Source organism: Curtobacterium sp. ME12, from assembly GCF_903970855.1.
Taxonomy (GTDB): domain Bacteria; phylum Actinomycetota; class Actinomycetes; order Actinomycetales; family Microbacteriaceae; genus Curtobacterium; species Curtobacterium poinsettiae_A.
The window spans coordinates 104419-123011 of the sequence record NZ_CAJCKD010000005.1 but is presented as its reverse complement, the minus strand read 5'-3'; the positions used below and the strand labels follow the sequence as shown (position 1 = coordinate 123011).

The 18593-nt window shown below is 72.0% G+C and carries 14 protein-coding genes, 1 tRNA gene and 1 riboswitch; of the genes, 6 read left to right on the top strand and 9 right to left on the bottom strand.

The window, feature by feature from the left end; translation table 11 throughout:
• The 3 genes from treZ to glgX all read right to left on the bottom strand — a co-directional run.
• Positions 1-1387 (bottom strand): malto-oligosyltrehalose trehalohydrolase (gene treZ / locus H7A73_RS04735; RefSeq protein WP_182064885.1); only part of this gene is annotated, 1387 nt, incomplete at its 3' end.
• On the bottom strand, positions 1384-3885 hold the full coding sequence (gene treY, locus H7A73_RS04730) for a malto-oligosyltrehalose synthase (protein ID WP_182064884.1): 2502 nt from the start codon (positions 3883-3885) through the stop codon (positions 1384-1386). The genes treY and treZ, both read right to left, overlap by 4 nt.
• The gene (gene glgX, locus H7A73_RS04725) at positions 3882-6113 is read right to left on the bottom strand and encodes a glycogen debranching protein GlgX (RefSeq protein WP_182064883.1); all 2232 of its coding nucleotides are present in this window, start codon (positions 6111-6113) and stop codon (positions 3882-3884) included. Before glgX ends, treY begins: the two co-directional genes overlap by 4 nt.
• A gap of 128 nt (positions 6114-6241) precedes the next feature.
• Between glgX and H7A73_RS04720 the strand changes: the two genes are divergently transcribed.
• The 4 genes from H7A73_RS04720 (at position 6242) to H7A73_RS04705 (ending at position 10593) form a co-directional block, all read left to right on the top strand.
• Complete coding sequence (locus H7A73_RS04720; protein WP_182064882.1) at positions 6242-6565, top strand: hypothetical protein; 324 nt, start codon at positions 6242-6244, stop codon at positions 6563-6565.
• Between the two features lie 82 nt (positions 6566-6647).
• Positions 6648-6759: riboswitch (TPP riboswitch) on the top strand.
• The gene (locus tag H7A73_RS04715; RefSeq protein ID WP_182064881.1) at positions 6754-7392 is read left to right on the top strand and encodes an ECF transporter S component; all 639 of its coding nucleotides are present in this window, start codon (positions 6754-6756) and stop codon (positions 7390-7392) included. It overlaps the preceding riboswitch by 6 nt.
• Positions 7393-7394: 2 nt before the next feature.
• Positions 7395-9998: an ATP-binding cassette domain-containing protein gene (locus tag H7A73_RS04710; RefSeq protein WP_182064880.1), complete on the top strand. Its 2604-nt coding sequence runs from the start codon at positions 7395-7397 to the stop codon at positions 9996-9998.
• Positions 9991-10593, top strand: a complete 603-nt coding sequence (locus tag H7A73_RS04705; protein ID WP_259362706.1) for an ATP-binding protein — start codon at positions 9991-9993, stop codon at positions 10591-10593. Before H7A73_RS04710 ends, H7A73_RS04705 begins: the two co-directional genes overlap by 8 nt.
• A gap of 86 nt (positions 10594-10679) precedes the next feature.
• Here H7A73_RS04705 and H7A73_RS04700 read toward each other — a convergent pair whose 3' ends face one another.
• Positions 10680-12068 (bottom strand): MFS transporter, encoded by a 1389-nt coding sequence (locus H7A73_RS04700; RefSeq protein ID WP_182064879.1) that lies wholly within the window; start codon positions 12066-12068, stop codon positions 10680-10682.
• A 102-nt stretch (positions 12069-12170) separates the two neighbouring features.
• Between H7A73_RS04700 and H7A73_RS04695 the strand changes: the two genes are divergently transcribed.
• Complete coding sequence (locus tag H7A73_RS04695) at positions 12171-13592, top strand: LLM class flavin-dependent oxidoreductase (protein ID WP_182064878.1); 1422 nt, start codon at positions 12171-12173, stop codon at positions 13590-13592.
• Positions 13589-14854, top strand: coding sequence for an acyl-CoA dehydrogenase family protein (locus H7A73_RS04690; RefSeq protein ID WP_259362705.1), 1266 nt, complete (start codon positions 13589-13591; stop codon positions 14852-14854). The genes H7A73_RS04695 and H7A73_RS04690 overlap by 4 nt, the downstream gene beginning before the upstream one ends.
• A gap of 50 nt (positions 14855-14904) precedes the next feature.
• Here the strand turns inward: H7A73_RS04690 and H7A73_RS04685 are convergent, their stop codons facing one another.
• From H7A73_RS04685 to H7A73_RS04665, 5 genes are all read right to left on the bottom strand, one after another.
• Positions 14905-15249: a metallopeptidase family protein gene (locus H7A73_RS04685; protein ID WP_182064896.1), complete on the bottom strand. Its 345-nt coding sequence runs from the start codon at positions 15247-15249 to the stop codon at positions 14905-14907.
• A 92-nt stretch (positions 15250-15341) separates the two neighbouring features.
• Positions 15342-15417: transfer RNA gene (locus H7A73_RS04680), tRNA-His, on the bottom strand.
• Between the two features lie 75 nt (positions 15418-15492).
• The gene (orn, locus tag H7A73_RS04675) at positions 15493-16131 is read right to left on the bottom strand and encodes an oligoribonuclease (RefSeq protein ID WP_182064877.1); all 639 of its coding nucleotides are present in this window, start codon (positions 16129-16131) and stop codon (positions 15493-15495) included.
• A gap of 745 nt (positions 16132-16876) precedes the next feature.
• A complete protein-coding gene (locus H7A73_RS04670) occupies positions 16877-18118 on the bottom strand; it encodes an MFS transporter (RefSeq protein WP_182064876.1) in 1242 nt (413 codons plus the stop codon).
• Positions 18115-18564 (bottom strand): MarR family winged helix-turn-helix transcriptional regulator, encoded by a 450-nt coding sequence (locus H7A73_RS04665; protein WP_027464646.1) that lies wholly within the window; start codon positions 18562-18564, stop codon positions 18115-18117. The genes H7A73_RS04670 and H7A73_RS04665 overlap by 4 nt, the downstream gene beginning before the upstream one ends.
• Positions 18565-18593 lie beyond the last annotated feature (29 nt).

Sequence of the window (18593 nt, the reverse complement as noted above, 5' to 3'; positions counted from 1 at the left end):
GGTCCGGCACCGCTGACTCGTCCCAACCGTGCTCGGCGAACTCGGCGATGCGCCCTTCTGCGGTGGCCTTGCCGAGCTCGGGCTCCGGGTGCGAGGTGAAGAACTGCCACGGCGTCGAGGCCGCGAACTCCTCGCCCATGAACAGCATCGGCGTGAACGGCCCGAGCAGCGTCAGGGCCGCGGCGATCACGAGCCCCTCGTCGTCGAGCGTCGCGGCGAGCCGGTCGCCGGCGGCGCGGTTGCCGATCTGGTCGTGGTTCTGGTTCGCGACGACCAGCGCCGTCGCGGGGGAGGTCCCGCGGTCGATCGGCCGGCCGTGCCGCTTGCCGCGGAACGACGACCACGTGCCGTCGTGGAAGAAGCCTTCCTCGAGCACCTTCGCCAGCGCCGACAGCGGGGCGAAGTCGGCGTAGTAGCCGTTCGTCTCGCCGGTGAGCGCCACGTGCACGGCGTGGTGGAAGTCGTCCGACCACTGCCCGGTGAGGCCGTACCCGGCGGCCTCGCGCGGCCGGAACATCACCGGGTCGTTGAGGTCGGACTCCGCGATCAGCGACAACGGACGACCGATGAACGACGAGTAGGCGTCGGTCTCGTCGGCCATCGACGCCAGCACGTGCGGGCGGGTGGTGTCGCGGATCGCGTGCACGGCGTCGAGCCGGAGCCCGTCGACGTGGTGGTCGCGGAACCACATGCGGACGTTGTCGAGCACGTACCGACGGACCTCGGGGTGTTCGACGTTCACCGAGTCACCCCAGGTGTTGCCGAGCCCGGCCAGCAGGTACGGGCCGTACAGCGGCAGGTAGTTGCCGCTCGGTCCGAGGTGGTTGTAGACGACGTCCTGGATGACGCCGAGCCCCAGCGCGTGCGCCGTGTCGACGAACCGGTCGTAGGCGTCCGGGCCGCCGTACGGGGCGTGCACGGAGAACCAGCCGACGCCGTCGTAGCCCCAGTTCCACTCGCCGTTCACGGCGTTGACGGGGAGCAGCTCGACGAACTCGACCCCGAGCTCGACCAGGTGGTCCAGCTTCTGGGCGGCGGCGTCGAGCGTGCCCTCGGGCGTGTAGGTGCCGATGTGCATCTCGTAGATCACGGCGCCGCGGGCCGGGCGTCCGGTCCACGACTCGTCGGTCCACGCGAACCGTGCGGGGTCGACGACCTCGGACGGGCCGTGCACGCCCTCGGGCTGGTACCGGCTGCGCGGGTCCGGTCGGACCGCGTCGTCGTCGCCGACGCGGAACCCGTACCGGGCGCCGACGACCGGCATCACGGCGTCGGTGGACCACCAGTCGTCGTCGCCCTTGGTGAGCGGGTACTCGACGTCGTCGACGACGAGCCGGACCCGGTCCGGCTCGGGCGCCCAGACGGCGTAACGGTCGGGTGCGGTCATGCGTGACCCTCCAGGATGTCGATCTCGGCCTGCGCGTCGGTCTCGGTGGCGTCCGTCGTGCGGTCGGCGGCAGGCCGGGAGGCGCCGCTCGCGTCGGACACGGCGGTCACCGCGTCGGCGTGGCCGGCTGCACCGACCGCGTCGGCGGGCACGAGCAGCGCGACCGGGTAGGTGGTGAGCAGGTCGGCCAGCGCGATCCCGCGGTCGGCGGGGACGTGTCGGCCGGTGAGCAGGTCGATGCGCTCGACGGGGACGGCGTGCACCAGTGTGTCGCCCCAGCCGCCGACCCGGTCGAGGCCGATCGGCAGCCGCGTCGCGATCGTCACGGCACCGCCGCGGTCGAACGCGATGACGTGGTCGGCCGCGCTGCCGGTGGCCTCGAGCTCCAGGTACCGGGTGAACAGCTCCGGGTGGTCCCGACGGATGCGCAGTGCGCGGGTCGTGACCAGGAGCTTCGCGGCGCCGTCGATGCCGATGGCCGGCAGGTCCTCGGGCCCGTCGTCGTCCGGGCCGTCGAGCTCGGCGAGCACGTGACGCCGCTCGGCGTAGTCGACCGGACGACGGTTGTCGGGGTCGACGAGCGAGCGGTCCCAGAACTCGGTGCCCTGGTAGACGTCGGGGACGCCCGGTGCGGTGAGCTGGACGAGCTTCTGGGCGAGACCGTTCGACCACCCGGCGGCGTCGATCTGCTCGTCGAGGGCGTCGAGCACGGCGACCACGTCCGGGTTGTCGAACGCGGCGTCGACGATCGCGTGCATCTGCTGCTCGAACGCCTCGTCGGGCTCGGTCCAGGTGGTGCTGTCACCGGCTTCGCGGGATGCCTTCTCGGCGTACGCGTGCAGACGCGCACGGCTGGCGGGCCGGGCACCGACGATCGCCTGCCAGAGCAGGTCGGCGAACACGCGGTCCTGCAACGGCACGAGCGACTGCAGACGCTCCAGCGTGGCGGCCCACTCGTCGCCGAGCTCGGCCAGCACGGCGATGCGGGCGCGAGTGTCCTCGCTGCGCTTGGTGTCGTGCGTGGTGAGCGTCGTCATGGTGTGCGGCCAGCTGCCGAGCCGTTCGCGCTGTGCCTGGTGGAAGTCCGCCACCGAGACCGCGAAGACGCTCGGGTCGCCGCCGACCTCGCTCAGGGACGACAGGCGCGAGGTGCGGTAGAACGCCGTGTCCTCGACGCCCTTCGCCATCACCATGCCGCTGGTCTGCTGCAGTCGGACCGCCGCCGCGTTCGTCGGGTCGACGAGTGCCGGTGCGATCCGGTCGATGACGTCGTCGAGGTCCGGTCGGGCCTCGGCGGCACGCTCGAGCGCGGTGATGAGGTGGTGGGCGCCCTCGGGCAGGTACGTGCGGTACACGTCGAACGAGGCCACGATCTCGGCGACCGCGGCGACGATCCGCTCGTGCGTGATCGTCTCCGTCACGGCGCTCGGCGCGAGCAGGCGTGCGAGCCGCTCGACCTCACTGCCGAGGATGCCGTCCGCGATGCCCCGTCGGGTGTCGTGCGTGAGCTGCTGCCAGTCGGCCGGCTCGGCGCCCGATGCCGCGGTCAACGCCTGCTCGCCCGCGGGGTCGACGAACACGCGGTCGAGCACCCCGAGGGCGTCGTACCCGGTGGTGCCGTCGACCGGCCACGAGCTCGGCAGCTGCTCGCCGGGCTCGAGGATCTTCTCGACGAGGGTGTAGGCCCCGCCGGTCAGCTCCGCCAGGTCCTGCAGGTAGCCCGCCGGGTCGTACAGCCCGTCCGGGTGGTCGATGCGCAGGCCGTCGACGAGGCCGTCGCGGAACCAGCCGCCGATGACCCCGTGCGAGGCCGCGAACACCTCGGGCTCCTCGACCCGGATCGCCGCGAGGGTGTTCACCGCGAAGAACCGGCGGTAGTTCAGGTCGTGGTCGGCACGCTTCCAGTGCACGAACGCGTAGTGCTGGCGCTCGTGGACGGTCTCGACGGTGTCGCCGTCGTGCACCGTCCCGGGCGCGGTGGGGTAGGCGGTCTCGCCGACGCGGAGCACCGGACGCTCGGCGTCGGACGTGTCGAGCGTGACCGCGTCGAGCAGCCGGTCGTCGAGCACGGGGACGCGGAGCTTGCCGTCGCCGGCTTCCCAGTCCACGTCGAAGGCCCACGCCACGGGGGAGCCCTGCCCGAGTTCGAGCAGGGACCACCACCACGGGTTCGACTCGGGGGTCGCGACGCCGACGTGGTTCGGCACCACGTCGACGATGACCCCGAGGCCGACGGCGTGCGCGGCCTCGGCCACCGCCCGCATCGCCTGGTCACCGCCACGGTCGGTGTCGACCCGCGTGTGGTCGACCACGTCGTAGCCGTGGTTCGACCCGGACTCGGCCTGCAGCACCGGCGACAGGTACAGCCAGTCGGCCCCGAGGTCGTGCACGTAGTCGACCAGGTCGCGGGCGGCGTCGAGGTCGAAGTCGGCCGAGACCTGCAGCCGGTACGTCGACGAGGGGACGCGGTTCGCTGCGCCGGGCGTTCCGGCGGTCATCGGGCGGCTCCGCTCGGTGCGGTGGAACCGGCCGGGTTGGCCGGGGTGACGGCGTCCTGCGGGGCGACCGGTTCGGGGGCGCCGTCCTGCTCGGCGTCGACCGGGGTGCTCGTGACCTCGTGGTCGGGCTCGGCACGCAGGACGATCATCGACCGCGCGGGGACGTCGAGCGGAGTCCCCGCATCGAGCACCTCGTCGCGTGCGCCGGGGTCGGCGGTGTCGATCCGAACGGTCCAGCCGGGGGAGTACTCCTCTGGTGGGAGCGTGAAGGTCACGACGTCGTCGTGGGCGTTGAAGTACGTGATGAAACCGACGTCGGTGACGCGCTCACCACGGGCGTCGCGCCCGCGGATGCCCTCGCCGTTCAGGTACATGCCGACACTCTTGCCGAAGCCGGAGTCCCAGTCCTCGGGGTCCATCGCGTCGCCCGAGGGGGTCAGCCACACCACGTCGGGCAGCGGCTCGCCCTCGCCACGACGGACCGGACGGCCGTTGAAGTACCTGGTTCGGCGGAACGTGGGGTGGTCGTGCCGGAGCTTCACCACGTCGGCGGTGAACTGGATGAGGTCCTCGTCCGCACTGTCCCAGTCGATCCAGCTGAGCTCGGAGTCCTGCGCGTAGACGTTGTTGTTGCCGGACTGCGACCGGCCGAGCTCGTCGCCGTGCGCGATCATCGGCACGCCCTGGCTCAGGAGCAGGGTGGCCAGGAAGTTCCGGCGACGCTGCAGCCGCAGGGCGTTCACGGCCTCGTCGTCGGTCGGGCCCTCGGCGCCGGAGTTCCACGACCGGTTGTGGCTCTCACCGTCGTTGTTGTCCTCGCCGTTGGCCTCGTTGTGCTTCTCGTTGTAGGCCACCAGGTCGTACAGCGTGAAGCCGTCGTGCGCGGTGATGAAGTTGATGCTCGCCTTGGGCGTGCGGCCGTCGTGCTCGTACAGGTCCGCCGAGCCGGAGATCCGCGAGGCGAACTCGCCGAGCGTCGACGACTCACCGCGCCAGAAGTCGCGGACGGTGTCGCGGTACTTGCCGTTCCACTCGGACCACTGGGGCGGGAAGTTGCCGACCTGGTACCCACCGGGGCCGACGTCCCACGGCTCGGCGATCAGCTTGACCTGCGACACGATCGGGTCCTGCTGCACCAGTTCGAAGAAGGCCGACAGCCGGTCGACTTCGTAGAACTCGCGGGCCAGTGCCGACGCGAGGTCGAAGCGGAACCCGTCGACGTGCATCTCGGTCACCCAGTAGCGGAGCGAGTCGAGGATGAGCTGCAGCGAGTGCGGGTGCCCGACGTTGAGCGAGTTCCCCGTGCCCGTGTAGTCCATGTAGAACTTCTTGTCGTCGTCGACCAGGCGGTAGTAGGCCGCGTTGTCGATGCCGCGGAACGACAGCGTCGGTCCGAGGTGGTTGCCCTCGGCGGTGTGGTTGTAGACGACGTCGAGGACGACCTCGATGCCGGCGCGGTGCAGCTCGCGCACCATCGTCTTGAACTCCTGGACCTGCTGGCCCTGGTCGCCCGACGACGAGTACGCCGAGTGCGGCGCGAAGAAGCCGATGGTGTTGTAGCCCCAGTAGTTCGACAGCCCCTTGTCCTGCAGGGTCGAGTCGTTCACGAACTGGTGCACCGGCATGAGCTCGAGCGTGGTGACTCCGAGACGCTGCAGGTGCTCGATGACCGCCGGGTGGGAGACGCCGGCGTACGTTCCGCGCTGCTCTTCCGGCACGTCGGGGTGGGTCTCGGTGAGTCCCTTGACGTGCGCTTCGTAGATGACGGTCTCGCCGTACGGCGTGCGCGGCGGGCGATCCCCCTGCCAGTCGAAGAAGGGGTTGATCACGACGCCCTTCATCATGTGCGACGCGGAGTCCTCGTCGTTGGTCGAGTCCGGGTCGCCGAACGTGTACGAGAAGAGCGACTGGTCCCAGTCGATCTCGCCGCTCGTCGCCTTGGCGTACGGGTCGAGCAGGAGCTTCGACGGGTTGCATCGCGCGCCGGAGTCCGGGTCGTACGGGCCGTGCACGCGGAAGCCGTACTCCTGCCCTGGGCCGATGTTGGGGAGGTACGCGTGCCAGACGTAGGCGTCCACCTCGAGCAGGCGGACGCATTCTTCGTTGCCGTCGGAATCGAACAGACAGAGTTCGACGCGCTCGGCGACCTCGGAGAACAGCGCGAAGTTCGTGCCGCTCCCGTCGTAGGTCGCCCCGAGCGGGTACGGGTTTCCGGGCCAGGTGTGCAAACGGTCCTCCAGGTGTGGGTGCGGCCAACATATCGGCGGCACTCGTCCGCGTCCGCAGACAAGCCCCAGCTGTGGATGCCAGCTGTGCCCCGCGGCCTGTGGAGGAACGGACGAGTAGCGTCGCGCGCATGGCCAACATCGTCTCGAAGATCGCAGACCAGGTCCGCCCGCTCGGGGTCTCCACGAACTACGGAGAACCCGTCGAGGTCGGCGACCAGACCCTGATCCCCGTGTCCGTCAGCTGGTTCGGCTTCGGCGGCGGCGGGGGCGACGACGAGAACGGCGGTGGTGGTGGTGGCGGTGCGTCGGCCCCCGTCGGCGCCTACGTCCGTCGCCCGGGCAAGGACCTCGTGTTCGAACCGAACCCGATCTCGCTGATCGTCGTGGCCATCCCCTTCGTGTGGGTGGCCGGGCGTGTCCTCCGCAAACTGGTGCGCGCGCTCAAGAAGTGACCCCCTGACGCAACGGGAGGCCCGTGGCGACGCCGCCACGGGCCTCCCGTCCGTCACGCGGTTGCGACCGCGTCTAGACTGCTGGCACACACACGGGAGTCCGGGACCGCCGGGCTGAGAGGGAGCGATCGGCGCTCCGACCGTCGAACCTGATCCGGATCATGCCGGCGCAGGGAGGAGTCAGCAGCATGCCTTCAGGCACGTCCACAACCGTCACCACCGCTCCGCGGCGATCGCTGCGTTGGCGGGTCGTCGACATCGTCGTCGCGAGTGTCCTCGCGGTGGCCCTCGGGGTCGTCTTCCGGCTCTGGGAGTTCGGCTACGAACCCATCAGCGCCGTCATGGACCTCGTGCTCCCCGGCACGAAGGCCCTGTTCGGCGGGGTCTGGCTGCTCGCCGGCCCGATCGTCGCGATCGTCGTCCGCAAGCCCGGCGCCGCGCTCTACGGCGAGATGGTCGCCGCCTCGGTCGAGGCGTTGTTCGGCACCCAGTGGGGATGGCTCACGCTCGAGGCCGGGCTCGTCCAGGGCCTCGGCGCGGAGATCGTCCTCGCGTTGTTCCTGTACCGCGTCTACCGCCTGCCGGTCGTCGTGCTCGCCGGTGCCGCGGCCGGACTCGCGCTCGGCATCAACGACACCGTCCTCTGGTACCCGGGGCTCGACGTCGCCTTCAAGGTCGTCTACGTCGTCTGCGCGATCATCTCCGGCGCCGTGATCGCGGGGGCGGGTTCGTGGCTCATCGTCCGGGCACTCGCCCGCACCGGGGTGCTGTCGTCCTTTGCGGCCGGCCGCGAGCACAGCCGTCGCGAACCCCGCGCCCTGGTGTGACCGTGCCCGCTCCGTCGGCGACGTCCCCTTCCACCGGCGGCGACGCCGGCGCAGGTGCCGGCGTCCGCGGGGCACGCATCGTGTTCCGTGGCTGGGGCTGGCGGTACCCGGAGCGGGACGCCTGGGCCGTCCGCGACGTCGACCTGACCGTCGAGCCGGGGGAGCGGGTCGCCGTCGTCGGCCCGTCCGGGGCAGGCAAGTCGACGCTCCTGCGAGCGGTCGCGGGCGTGCTGCCCGACGAGCCCGATGCCACCGACGACACCGCTGCTTCGGTGCAGGGAGCACTCCTGGTCGACGAGGCCGACCCCCGCGCGGTCCGCGGGCGAGTCGGTCTCGTCATGCAGGACCCCGAGGCGCACACCGTGATGTCCCGCGTCGGCGACGACGTGGCCTTCGGCTGCGAGAACGCCGGCGTCTCCCGCGACGAGACCTGGGCCCGGGTGCGGACGGCGCTCGACGTCGTCGGCCTCGACCTGCCGCTCGACCGCTCCACCGCGCAGCTGTCCGGCGGGCAGCGGCAGCGGTTGGCGCTCGCGGGCGTGCTCGCGATGCGGCCGGGTGCGCTCGTGCTCGACGAACCCTGCGCGAACCTCGACCCGGACGGCGTGGCGCAGGTGCACGACGCCGTCCGGGCACTGCTCGACGAGACCGGGGCGACGCTGCTCGTGGTGGAGCACCGGATCGGCACCTGGCTGGACCTGGTCGATCGGCTCGTGCTGCTCGAACCGGGCGGCGGCGTGGTCGCGGACGGTCCGCCGGCCCGGGTGCTGGTGGACCACGGCGAGGCGCTCACGGCGGCCGGGGTCTGGGTGCCGGGCGCCGAGCCGGCGCGCGGTTCGGCGCGGGGGCGGCGGCGTGCGAGCGGGCGAGCGGGCGAAATACCCGGGGCGTCCGGTGGGGCGACCGCGGCATTCCGCCCGCTCGGCGAGGGGGTGCTCGGCGAGGGGGTGCTCGACGAGGGGGAGCTCGACGAGGGGACGGCGGTACTGCTCGAAGCCCGGGGGCTCGGCACGGCACGGGGGAAGCGAGCGGTGGGGAACGGCATCGACCTCGGGCTCCGGGCCGGGCAGGTCCTCGCCGTCACCGGACCGAACGGCGTCGGCAAGTCGACGCTCGGGCTGACCCTCGCGGGCTTGCTCCCACCGGCAGCCGGTCAGCTCCGCGCCACGGACACCCTCGCCGACGGCATCGGCGCCGCACCGCACGCCTGGACGAGCCGCGAACTCGCCGCCCGGATCGGCACGGTGTTCCAGGACCCGGAGCACCAGTTCGTCGCCCGCTCCGTCCGCGAGGAGGTCGAGGCAGGCCCCCGCGCCCTCGGAGCCGCGGACGCCGCCGAACGAGCCATCCTTCTGCTCGACGAGTTCGGGCTCGCACACCTGGCCGACGCCAACCCCTTCACCCTGTCCGGGGGCGAACAACGACGACTCGCGATCGCCGCGGTCATCGCGGCCCGGCCGCCGGTCGTCGTGCTCGACGAACCGACCTCCGGGCAGGATCGTGCCACGTGGCAGGCCGTCGTCGGTCGGCTCGGGGCCCTGGCCGACGCCGGCACCGCGGTGGTGGCGGTCACCCACGACCGCGATCTCGTCCGGGCACTCGATGCCGACGAGGTCGTGCTCGGGCCGAACGGTGCCCGGACCGTCGGGCGCGACCAGGGGCCGTCGGTCGCGACCATCCCGGAGGCGGGGCCGACGGTCGGGATCCGCCCCGGGCCTCCAGACCGGACCGACACGGCCGCCCGGACCGCCGGGACCGCCGAGACCGCCCGGACCGCCGGGACCGCCGGGACTGACGCGACCGCCGGGACGAACGCGACCCACCGGACGAACCCCGTGCGACGACCGCTGCCGGTCCGCGCGCCCGGCATCCCCGGCGTCCAGCCGGTCGCGTCGCTGATCGGTGTGCTCGCCCTCGGCGTCTGCCTGGTGCTCAGCCTCGACGTCGTCTCCGCCGCCGTCGCCCTGGCGCTCGAACTCGCGCTCCTGCCGCTCCTGCGCCTGCCGGTCCGGACCCTGCTGCTCCGGCTCGCACCGGTGCTCGTCGCGGTGCCGCTGACGGCGGTGAGCATCGCGCTGTACGGCAGGCCTTCCGGGCGGGAGTGGTTCGACCTCGGGTTCGCGCACGTCACCGACGGGTCCCTCACGCTGGCGTTGGCGACCGCGCTCCGGGTCCTCGCGGTGGGGGTGCCGGCCATCGCGCTCTTCGTGCGGGTCGACCCGACCGACCTGGCCGACGGGCTCGCGCAGGTCCTCCGGCTGCCCGCGCGCTTCGTGCTCGGGGCGCTTGCGGCCGTCCGGATGATGACGCTGCTCGTCGACGACTGGCGACAGCTCGCGATGGCGCGGCGCGCCCGAGGACTGGCCGACTCCGGGCGGCTGCGACGCGGGGCGACCATGGCGTTCGCGCTGCTCGTGCTCGCGTTGCGTCGGGCGACGACGTTGGCGGTGGCGATGGAGTCACGGGGGTTCGGTGCTCCCGGGCGGCGCACCTGGGCGCGGGTCGCACGGTTCGCCGGGCCGGAGTGGGCAATGGTGGCGGCGCTGGTCGGCATCGGCGTGGTGTCGATCACGGTCGCGGTGAGCGTGGGGACGTGGCGTGCCTGACACGGAGCGCGCGGACGGGACGACGGGCAGCGGGCGCGCGACGGGCGGCGGGCGCGCGACGGGCACGACCGCCGCTGACCTCGCCCCCGGCCTGGCCGCTGCTGCTGCCGGTGTCGCCGCTGCCACGGGTCGGCGTGCCGTCGTGCTCGTCGACGGCCGGTCCGGCACAGGCAAGACCACCCTCGGAGCACAGGTCGCGGAGTTGCTCGGCGCGCAGCTCGTGCACCTGGACGACCTGTACCCGGGGTGGGACGGCCTGCGTGCGGCTGCCGATGCCGTGGTGACCGACGTCCTCGGAGCGCCGAGTGGGTACCGACGCTGGGACTGGGCGGCCGATGCACCCGCGGACCGGGCGTCGGTGGACCCCGACCTGCCGATCGTGGTCGAGGGGTGCGGGGCGTTGTCCCGGGCGTCGGCACCGCTGGCGTCGCTGCGGGTGTGGCTCGAGGCCGACGACGCCGTGCGGTGGGGCCGGGCGATCGGCCGCGACGGTGCGGTCTTCGCGCGCGAGTGGGACCGCTGGGCCGCGCAGGAGCAGGCCTTCATCGCCGCCGAGGACCCGGCCGCCCTGGCCGACGTGGTCCTGCGGACGTAGGGCGCCGCAGCACCGCGGCCGGCGGCGAGCATCGAGGTTTCGCGCTCGGCGACACCTCACGGGCTCCGGACGGCGAGAGCTGTCGCTCAGCGCGGAACGTCAGCCCGCCGCGCCCGCGCCCCCGCGCTCGTGCCCGTGCCCGCCTCCCGCCGCGCCACTGCCCGCGGATCCACCGCGAACACCGCCGCCACGATCGTCAGCACGGCGTACACCCCGAGGTACCCGCACAGGATCCACGGCGAGCCACCCCCGAGCTGCACGAACACCGCGGCCAGCAGCGGCGTCAGCCCCACCGAGAAGATCGACCCGATCTGGTACCCGAGCGACATCCCCGAGTACCGCCGCCCGGTCGGGAACTGCTCCGCGAACCACGCCGCCTGCGGCCCGTAGATGCTGTCGTGGAAGACGCACATCCCGATCAGCGCCACGAGCGGCAGCAGCACGAGCGGACCGGCGTCGAGGAACGCGAAGAACGGCCAGATGAGCACCGCGATGCCCGCCGCCGACCAGATCGTGAGCACCCGCCGCCCGACCCGGTCGGACAGCCACCCCCAGAACGGCGTCGACACGAGCGACACCGCCGAGATCACGAGCACGGCCTGCAGTCCCGCGTCCGAGCCCGCCGGCCCGCGCACGTTGCCGAGGTAGGTCAGCGAGTACGTCGTCAGGATCGAGTAGAGCGCCGGCTGCACGAGGCGCAGGCCCGCCGTCACCAGGATCGACCGCGGATGCTGCCGGATCGCCTGCCACACCGGGAACCGCTCGACCCCACCCGCGGCGCGCAGCTCCTGGAACACCGGGGCGTCCTGCACGCCGAGCCGGATGACGAGCCCGACCGCCACGATCACCGCCGAGAACAGGAACGGCAGCCGCCAGCCCCAGGCCAGGAACGCCTCGGTGCCGAGCGTCGACCGCACGAGCGTGAAGACCCCGGTCGCCAGGAGCATCCCACCGGCCGACCCCATCTGCGTGAACGCCCCGAACAGCCCCCGGTGCCGTTCCGGTGCGTGCTCGACGGACAGCAGCGCCGAGCCGCCCCACTCCGCACCGGCCGCGACGCCCTGCAGCAGCCGCAGGAACACGAGCGCCACGACGGCACCGACCCCGATGGTCGCGGCGGACGGGATCACCCCGATCAGTGTGGAGGCGATGCCCATCAGCACCAGCGACGCGACGAGCAGCTTCTTCCGCCCGATCCGGTCACCCAGGTGGCCGGCGATCACGCCGCCGAGCGGCCGCGCCACGAACCCGACGCCGTAGGTCGCGAACGACGCGATGACCCCGACGGCCGGCGTCACCGACGGGAAGAACGTCGATGCGAACACCAGCGCCGATGCCGTCGCGTAGAGGTAGAAGTCGTAGTACTCGACGGTCGTGCCGACGAACGACGCGAGGGCGACCCGACGACGGGTCGCGGTGGTCGACGGTGCAGCGGGACGGCCGGGAGGCGCGGTGACGGTGGTCTGGCTCGGCATGCCTCAGGAGCATGGTCGCGTCCAGGGCTGCGGGGAACACCGCGCGTAACGGGAGGTCACGTCGCTGTCGTCGGGCGGTGCCCGCCGACCACGATGGGACGCATGAGCGATGCACCGAACCGCCCGCTGCGCTTCGCGGCCTTCGTCATGAACACGACCTCGCACATCCAGCACGGCCTGTGGCGGCACCCGGACGCCCGGCAGGCGGACTTCGACGACGTGACGCTGTGGACCGACCTGGCGAGGACCCTCGAGCGCGGCAAGTTCGACGCGATGTTCTTCGCCGACGTCGTCGGTACCTACGGCCCCGGTCGCGGCGACTACTCGACCAACGTGCGCGAGGGGCTGCAGATCCCCTCGAACGACCCCTCCGTGCTGCTCTCCGCGCTCGCCGTGTCGACCGAGCACCTCGGGCTCGCGTTCACCTCGAGCGTCATCCAGGCGCACCCGTTCGACTTCGCCCGCAAGGTCTCAACGCTCGACCACATCACCCGGGGCCGCATCGGCTGGAACGTCGTCACGAGCGCCCTCGACAGCGCCGCCCGCAACTTCGGCGCCGACCGGCTCGAGGAGCACGACGAGCGCTACGTCTGGGCCGAGGAGTACCTCGAGGTCTGCGCGAAGCTCTGGGAGGGCTCGTGGGAGGACGGCGCCGTGCTGAAGGACCCCGTCCACGGCTACGCCGACCCCGACAAGGTGCACCGCATCGACCACCACGGCACGCGTTACGACGTGCAGGGCCCGCACCTGTCGGCTCCGTCGCCGCAGCGGACGCCGGTGCTGTTCCAGGCCGGGTCGTCGCCGGCCGGCCGTGCCTTCGCCGCGCGGAACGCCGAGGCCCAGTTCATCCTGACCTCGAACCGGGACGCCACCGAACAGCTCATCCGCGAGACCCGCGACCTCGCTTCGACAGCGGGGCGCCGACGGGAGGACATCGCGTTCTTCCTCGGCCTGACCTTCGTCACCGGCTCCACCGAGGCCGAGGCGAAGGCCAAGGAAGCGGAGATCGACGAGTACCTGGCCGCCGACGGGTTCCTGGTGCACTCGAACCTCGGCTTCGACCCGGACACCGGCGAACCCCTCGACCCGGACACCCCCCTGTCCGAGGTCCGCACCCACGCCGGGCAGTCGCACCTGCAGTGGCTCCGCGAGGCCGCCGGCGACCGCGAGCCGACCATCGCCGACCTGGCTCGCCTGTCCGCCAAGCTCCGCGCCCGGGTCGTCGGCACGCCGGAGCAGATCGCCGACGAGCTCGCCGACTGGCAGCGGGTGGGTGTCGATGGCGTCAACGTCATCAACTGGACGCTGCCCGGCTCGTACGAGGAGTTCGTCGACCACATCGCGCCGACCCTGCAGGCGCGCGGGCTGATGCAGTCCGAGTACCGCGAGGGCACCCTGCGCGAGAAGCTCTTCGGCCACGCGCAGCTGCCGGACTCGCACCCGGCCAGGCAGTGGCGCGGAGCGTTCACCGGCGGCGCGAGCGGCGTCGCGGACGCGGCACGTGCCGTGGAGGTGACCGCGTGACGGCGGCGACGACGACCGACGGGCGCAGGACGGGCCTCCCGGCCGACCGCCTGACCACCCTGCGGGCGCGCTTCGCACCGCTGTTCGCGACCATCCGCGACGGCGCGGTCGCGCGCGAGCTCGCATCCGGGACGCCGGGAGACCGGCCGCTACCGCACGACGAGGTCCGCGCGCTCGCCGACGCGGGGTTCGGGCGGCTGCGTGTGCCGGAGGACCGCGGCGGCTTCGGGGTGACCCTCGTCGAACTCGCGCACCTCGTGGCGGACCTGGCCGCCGCGGACTCGAACATCGCCCACCTGTGGCGCGGGCACTTCGGGTACACGGAGCTCGTGCTGCTGCGGCCGGACTCGGCCGGGCGGGACGAGTGGCTCCAGCGCATCGTCGACGGGGCGGTCATCGGGAACGCGACCTCGGAGCGGACCGGCACGACGCTCGCCGACATCTCGACGACGGTCACACCGGCTGGTGATTCCCTGCGTCTCGACGGGCGGAAGTTCTACTCGACCGGCACGCTCTACGCGGACTGGATCTACCTGGCGGCGGATCGCGACGGGGAGCGCGTGACGTTCGCCGTCGACGCCACCGCGCCGGGGGTCAGGAGCATCGACGACTGGGACGGTTTCGGGCAGCGGTTGACCGCGTCGGGCACCACCGTGTTCGACGGGGTGGCGGTCGACCCGTCGGTGGTGTCGGCGTACCGGGACGCTCCGCTGTCGCACATCCAGGCCGTCTACCAGCTGTACCTGCTGGCCGTCCTCGCCGGGATCGGGCAGGCGGTGTCCGACGACGCCGTGGCCTTCGTGCGACCACGGACCCGCACGTACATCCACGCCAACGCGGCCGTGCCGGGGGAGGACCCGCAGGTGCTCGAGGTGCTCGGGCGGCTGTCGGCCGGGGCGTTCACCGCCCGGTCACTCGTCGTCGCCGCCGCTGGGCTGCTCGACGGGGTCGTCGCGACGAACGAGCCCGGGGTCGGTGTCGACCGCGTGCTGCTCGACGCGGCCGAGAACGCCGTGTACCAGGCGCAGGTCGAGATCGGGCCGCGGGTGCTGCGGTCGGCGTCCGAGCTGTTCGAGGTCGGCGGGGCGTCCGCGGCCGACCGGACGCGTGCGCTGGACCGGCACTGGCGGAACGCGCGGGTGGTGGCGTCGCACAACCCGGCCGTCTACAAGGAACGGATGGTGGGGGAGTACGCGCTGCACGGGCGGGGGCCGGTGGGCGCGTGGGAGAAGTACCACGAGGTGGGGCCGACGCGGTTCTGAGGTGCGGTGCGGTGCGGTGCGGTGCGGTGCGCGGGCGAGTCGCTGGGCCGCTATGCCCAGCCGAGCTCGTGCAGCCGCTCGTCGTCGATGCCGTAGAAGTGTCCGATCTCGTGCACGAGGGTGGTGTGCACCTCGTCCTTGAGCTCCTCGACGGTGTCGCACTCGGCCAGGTGCTGCTTCCGGAACACCACGATGCGGTCAGGCAGTTCGCCGAAGCCGTACTGGCCGCGCTCGGTGGCCGCGATGCCGTCGTACACGCCGAAGAGCTCTTCGCCGTTCTCCGGTTCGTCCTCGACGACGAACACCACGTTGTCGAGCTCGTCGACCATCTCGTCAGGCAGCAGGTCGAGTTCGTCGGTCACGAGCTGCTCGAAGTCGTCGGCGGACATCTCCATCACGAGGGGATCGTCCCACACCGCGCTGACCACCCGCGGTACGACGAAGGCCCCGATCCAACGGACCGGGGCCTTCGTCTGTTCTTGAACACTGGGGTGAATAACGGGTCTCGAACCCGCGACCTCCTAGACCACAACCAGGCGCTCTACCAACTGAGCTATATCCACCATGTTCGAACCGGCGGACCGGCGCGACCACTCAATAGTAGTACATGCGGGACGGGGTGCGGACCACCCGTGTCGCTACTCGGCCGCGGGCTGCGCCAGCCGTGACTCCCACTTCGCCACGACGTCGGCCTGCACGGCACGCACGTCGTCCGTGCTCGGGCCGGGCTCGGCGACGAAGCCGGCGCGGCGGTAGTACTCGAGCTCCCGGATCGACTCGAGGATGTCCGCGAGCGCGCGGTGCCCGCCGTGCTTCTCCGGCGCGTTGAAGTACACGCGCGGGAACCAGCGGCGGCACAGCTCCTTGATGCTCGACACGTCGACGCTGCGGTAGTGCAGGTGCCCGTCGACCCGCGGCATGTACTTCGACAGGAACGCTCGGTCGGTGCCGATCGTGTTGCCGGCCAACGGCGCGGAGCCCTCAGTGGGGACGTGCTGGAGGATGTACTCGAGCACCTGGTACTCGGCGTCCGCCAGGCTGACGCCGTTCGGGATCTCGTCGATGAGCCCCGAGGTGACGTGCATGTTCGTCACGAACTCGTTCATGTTGTCGAGCGCCGACTGGTCCGGCTTGATGACGATGTCGAAGCCGGGGTGCACGGGCTCGAGGTCGAAGTCGGTGATGACCACGGCCACCTCGACGAGTTCGTCGACCTCGAGGTCGAGGCCGGTCATCTCGCAGTCGATCCAGACGAGGCGGTCATTCGCGGTTGCCATGTCCCCGATCCTATTCCCGCCCCGCGATCGTCCCGTACGTGCCGCCGCGCCAGCCCGTGCCGGCCCGACCGTGCCCGGCCGCGTCCGCTCGCGCCGGCCCGTCCCGCCCGTCCCGCGAGCGGGCGGAATACCGCGATCGCCCTGCGGACACACCCGGATGTTCCGCCCGTTCGTCCGGGACGCGAGCCGCATGCGGTGCAGGCGACCGCCGGGAGGCTCGTGGCGACCCCGACGGGCCGCCCCGCGCCTCCAGGCGGTCGCCACCCACCCCGCCTGCCGCACCGATCCGGCCCGGTCCCGCGTCGTCGACGCGAGCGGGCGAAATGGCGCGGTCACCCTTCGAACGGACCGCGGTATTCCGCCCGCTCGCCGACAGCGGCCGCGCCGCGCTCCCGGCTTCGCACGGCTGCGTGCTGCCGAGCGGGCGGAATGCCGCGGTCGTCCTGCTGGCGCACCCGGATGTTCCGCCCGCTCGTCCGCGACGCGAGCCGCGTGCATCGTGAAGCGATCGCCTGGAGGCCCGTGGCGACCCCGGCAGGCCGCCCCGCGCCTCCAGGCGGTCGCCCTCCACCCCGCCTGCCGCACGGTTCTCGCCAGCCCGCACGAGCGGGCGAAATGCCGGAGTTGCTCCGCGGTCGGGGCCGGGCATTTCGCCCGCTCGCGGGTGGGGCGTGGAACGAGGGGTGGGCGAGCGCCCGCGCGGAAGGGGGAAGGGGGAAGGGGGAAGGCCCCCGCACGCCGGCGGCTAGGCCATGTCGCCGGCGGTGATGGCCTCGGCCTCGACACGCTCCGGCTCGGGGCCGTCGTCGACGCGGCGCAGGACCCTGGTGGTGCAGAGGATCACGACGAAGGCGACCGCAACGGATGCACCCGCGAAGACGTAGGCGGCCGAGGGGGAGTACGCGTCGGCGAGCAGGGTCGCGACGGGCGGCGCGATGGCGCCACCGATGAACCGGACCGCGGAGTAGGCGCTCGAGGCGACCGAGCGGGGGAGGTCGGTGGCCTCCATGACGCACTCGGTGAGCACGGTGTTCAGGACACCGAGCACGAGGCCACCGATGACGACGCAGATGATCAGGCCGACCTGGGAGCGGACGACCAGGGCCGCGGCGAACAGGTCGAGGGCGAGCAGCGGCAGTGCGATCTTCAACACCGTCGTCCGCCGGAGACGGGCGGTGAGCATCGGGGCGACCCACACGGACGTGATGGCGAGACCGACACCCCAGCCGAAGAACGTGAAGCCGATGCCGAGCGCGCCGAAGCCGAGCGGGAACGGGGTGTACGCCAGCAGGACGAAGAAGCCGATGTTGTAGAACAGTGCGGTCGCGGCCAGGGCGGCGAGTGCCGGACGGGCCAGGGCGCGGAAGGGGGCGGAGAGCTTCGTCGGTGTGGGCTTCTCGAGGCTGCCGGTCTTCAGCAGGGCGACGATGGCGATGAACGCGACGGCCATCAGGGTCGTGACGCCGAAGAACGGGCCGCGCCAGCTCACCGAGCCGAGCAGGCCTCCCACGAGGGGCCCGACGGCGATGCCGAGGCCGAGTGCTGCCTCGTACAGGATGATGGCCGAGGCGGTGCCACCCGACGCTGCGCCGACGATGGTCGCGAGCGCGGTGGAGATGAAGAGCGCGTTGCCGAGGCCCCAGCCGGCGCGGAAGTCGATGATGCTCCACACGCTGTTCGACGTCGCGGCGAGCACCGAGAAGACCACGATCAGGGCGAGTCCGATGAGCAGGGTGCGCTTCGCGCCGATGCGGCTGGAGACCCAACTGGTGAAGAACATCGCGACACCGGTGACGGCGAGGTAGCTCGTGAAGAGCAACTCGGTCTGCGCCGGGGTCGCCTTGAGGGACGCCGCGATCGCCGGGAGGATCGGGTCGACGAGGCCGATGCCCATGAACGCGACGACGCAGGCGAAGGCGATCGCCCAGACCGCAGACGACTGCTTGAGGATGGAGCCGGACTGGCCGGCGGGTGCGTGGGCGTTCACGCGGGGATCTCCGTTCCGTTGGGGGTTGTCCGGGTGCGTTGGGCGATCAGGTTCGCCGCGTGGTGCAGGACGTCCCAGTCGTCGTCGGTCAGGTCGGCGAACAACGGACCGACCGTGCTGGTGAGGGTGGAGCGCCAGGAAGCGAGCCGCTCGCGTCCGGCCTCGGTGAGTTCGATGAGCTGCCCGCGGGAGTCGTCCGGGTCGACACTGCGGCTCACCAGGCCGTCGGCGAGCATGCCGGCGACGAGTCGGGTCATCGTGGGTTGCGCTACGCGGGAGGCGGTGGCGAGTTCGCCGAGTCGCAGGGGCTCGTCGGTCTCGAGGATGCCGAGCGTGCGCCAGACCGCCGCGGACGTGGTGTTACCCGTCGACTGGACCGCGCTGCGGATCAGGCGGTTGACGGAGACGAGGAGGGTCTCGATCGTCTGCTCACGCGGTGTTTCCATAGCTGAACTATATAGCCGTGCTATGAATA

Coding starts and splice junctions, on each gene's coding strand:
- treY (WP_182064884.1), bottom strand. CDS start 3,885: ATGACCGCCGGAACGCCCGGCGCAGCGAACCGCGTCCCCTCGTCGACG.
- H7A73_RS04665 (WP_027464646.1), bottom strand. CDS start 18,564: ATGGAAACACCGCGTGAGCAGACGATCGAGACCCTCCTCGTCTCCGTC.
- H7A73_RS04695 (WP_182064878.1), top strand. CDS start 12,171: ATGAGCGATGCACCGAACCGCCCGCTGCGCTTCGCGGCCTTCGTCATG.
- H7A73_RS04720 (WP_182064882.1), top strand. CDS start 6,242: ATGGCCAACATCGTCTCGAAGATCGCAGACCAGGTCCGCCCGCTCGGG.
- H7A73_RS04715 (WP_182064881.1), top strand. CDS start 6,754: ATGCCTTCAGGCACGTCCACAACCGTCACCACCGCTCCGCGGCGATCG.
- orn (WP_182064877.1), bottom strand. CDS start 16,131: ATGGCAACCGCGAATGACCGCCTCGTCTGGATCGACTGCGAGATGACC.
- H7A73_RS04700 (WP_182064879.1), bottom strand. CDS start 12,068: ATGCCGAGCCAGACCACCGTCACCGCGCCTCCCGGCCGTCCCGCTGCA.
- H7A73_RS04685 (WP_182064896.1), bottom strand. CDS start 15,249: ATGGAGATGTCCGCCGACGACTTCGAGCAGCTCGTGACCGACGAACTC.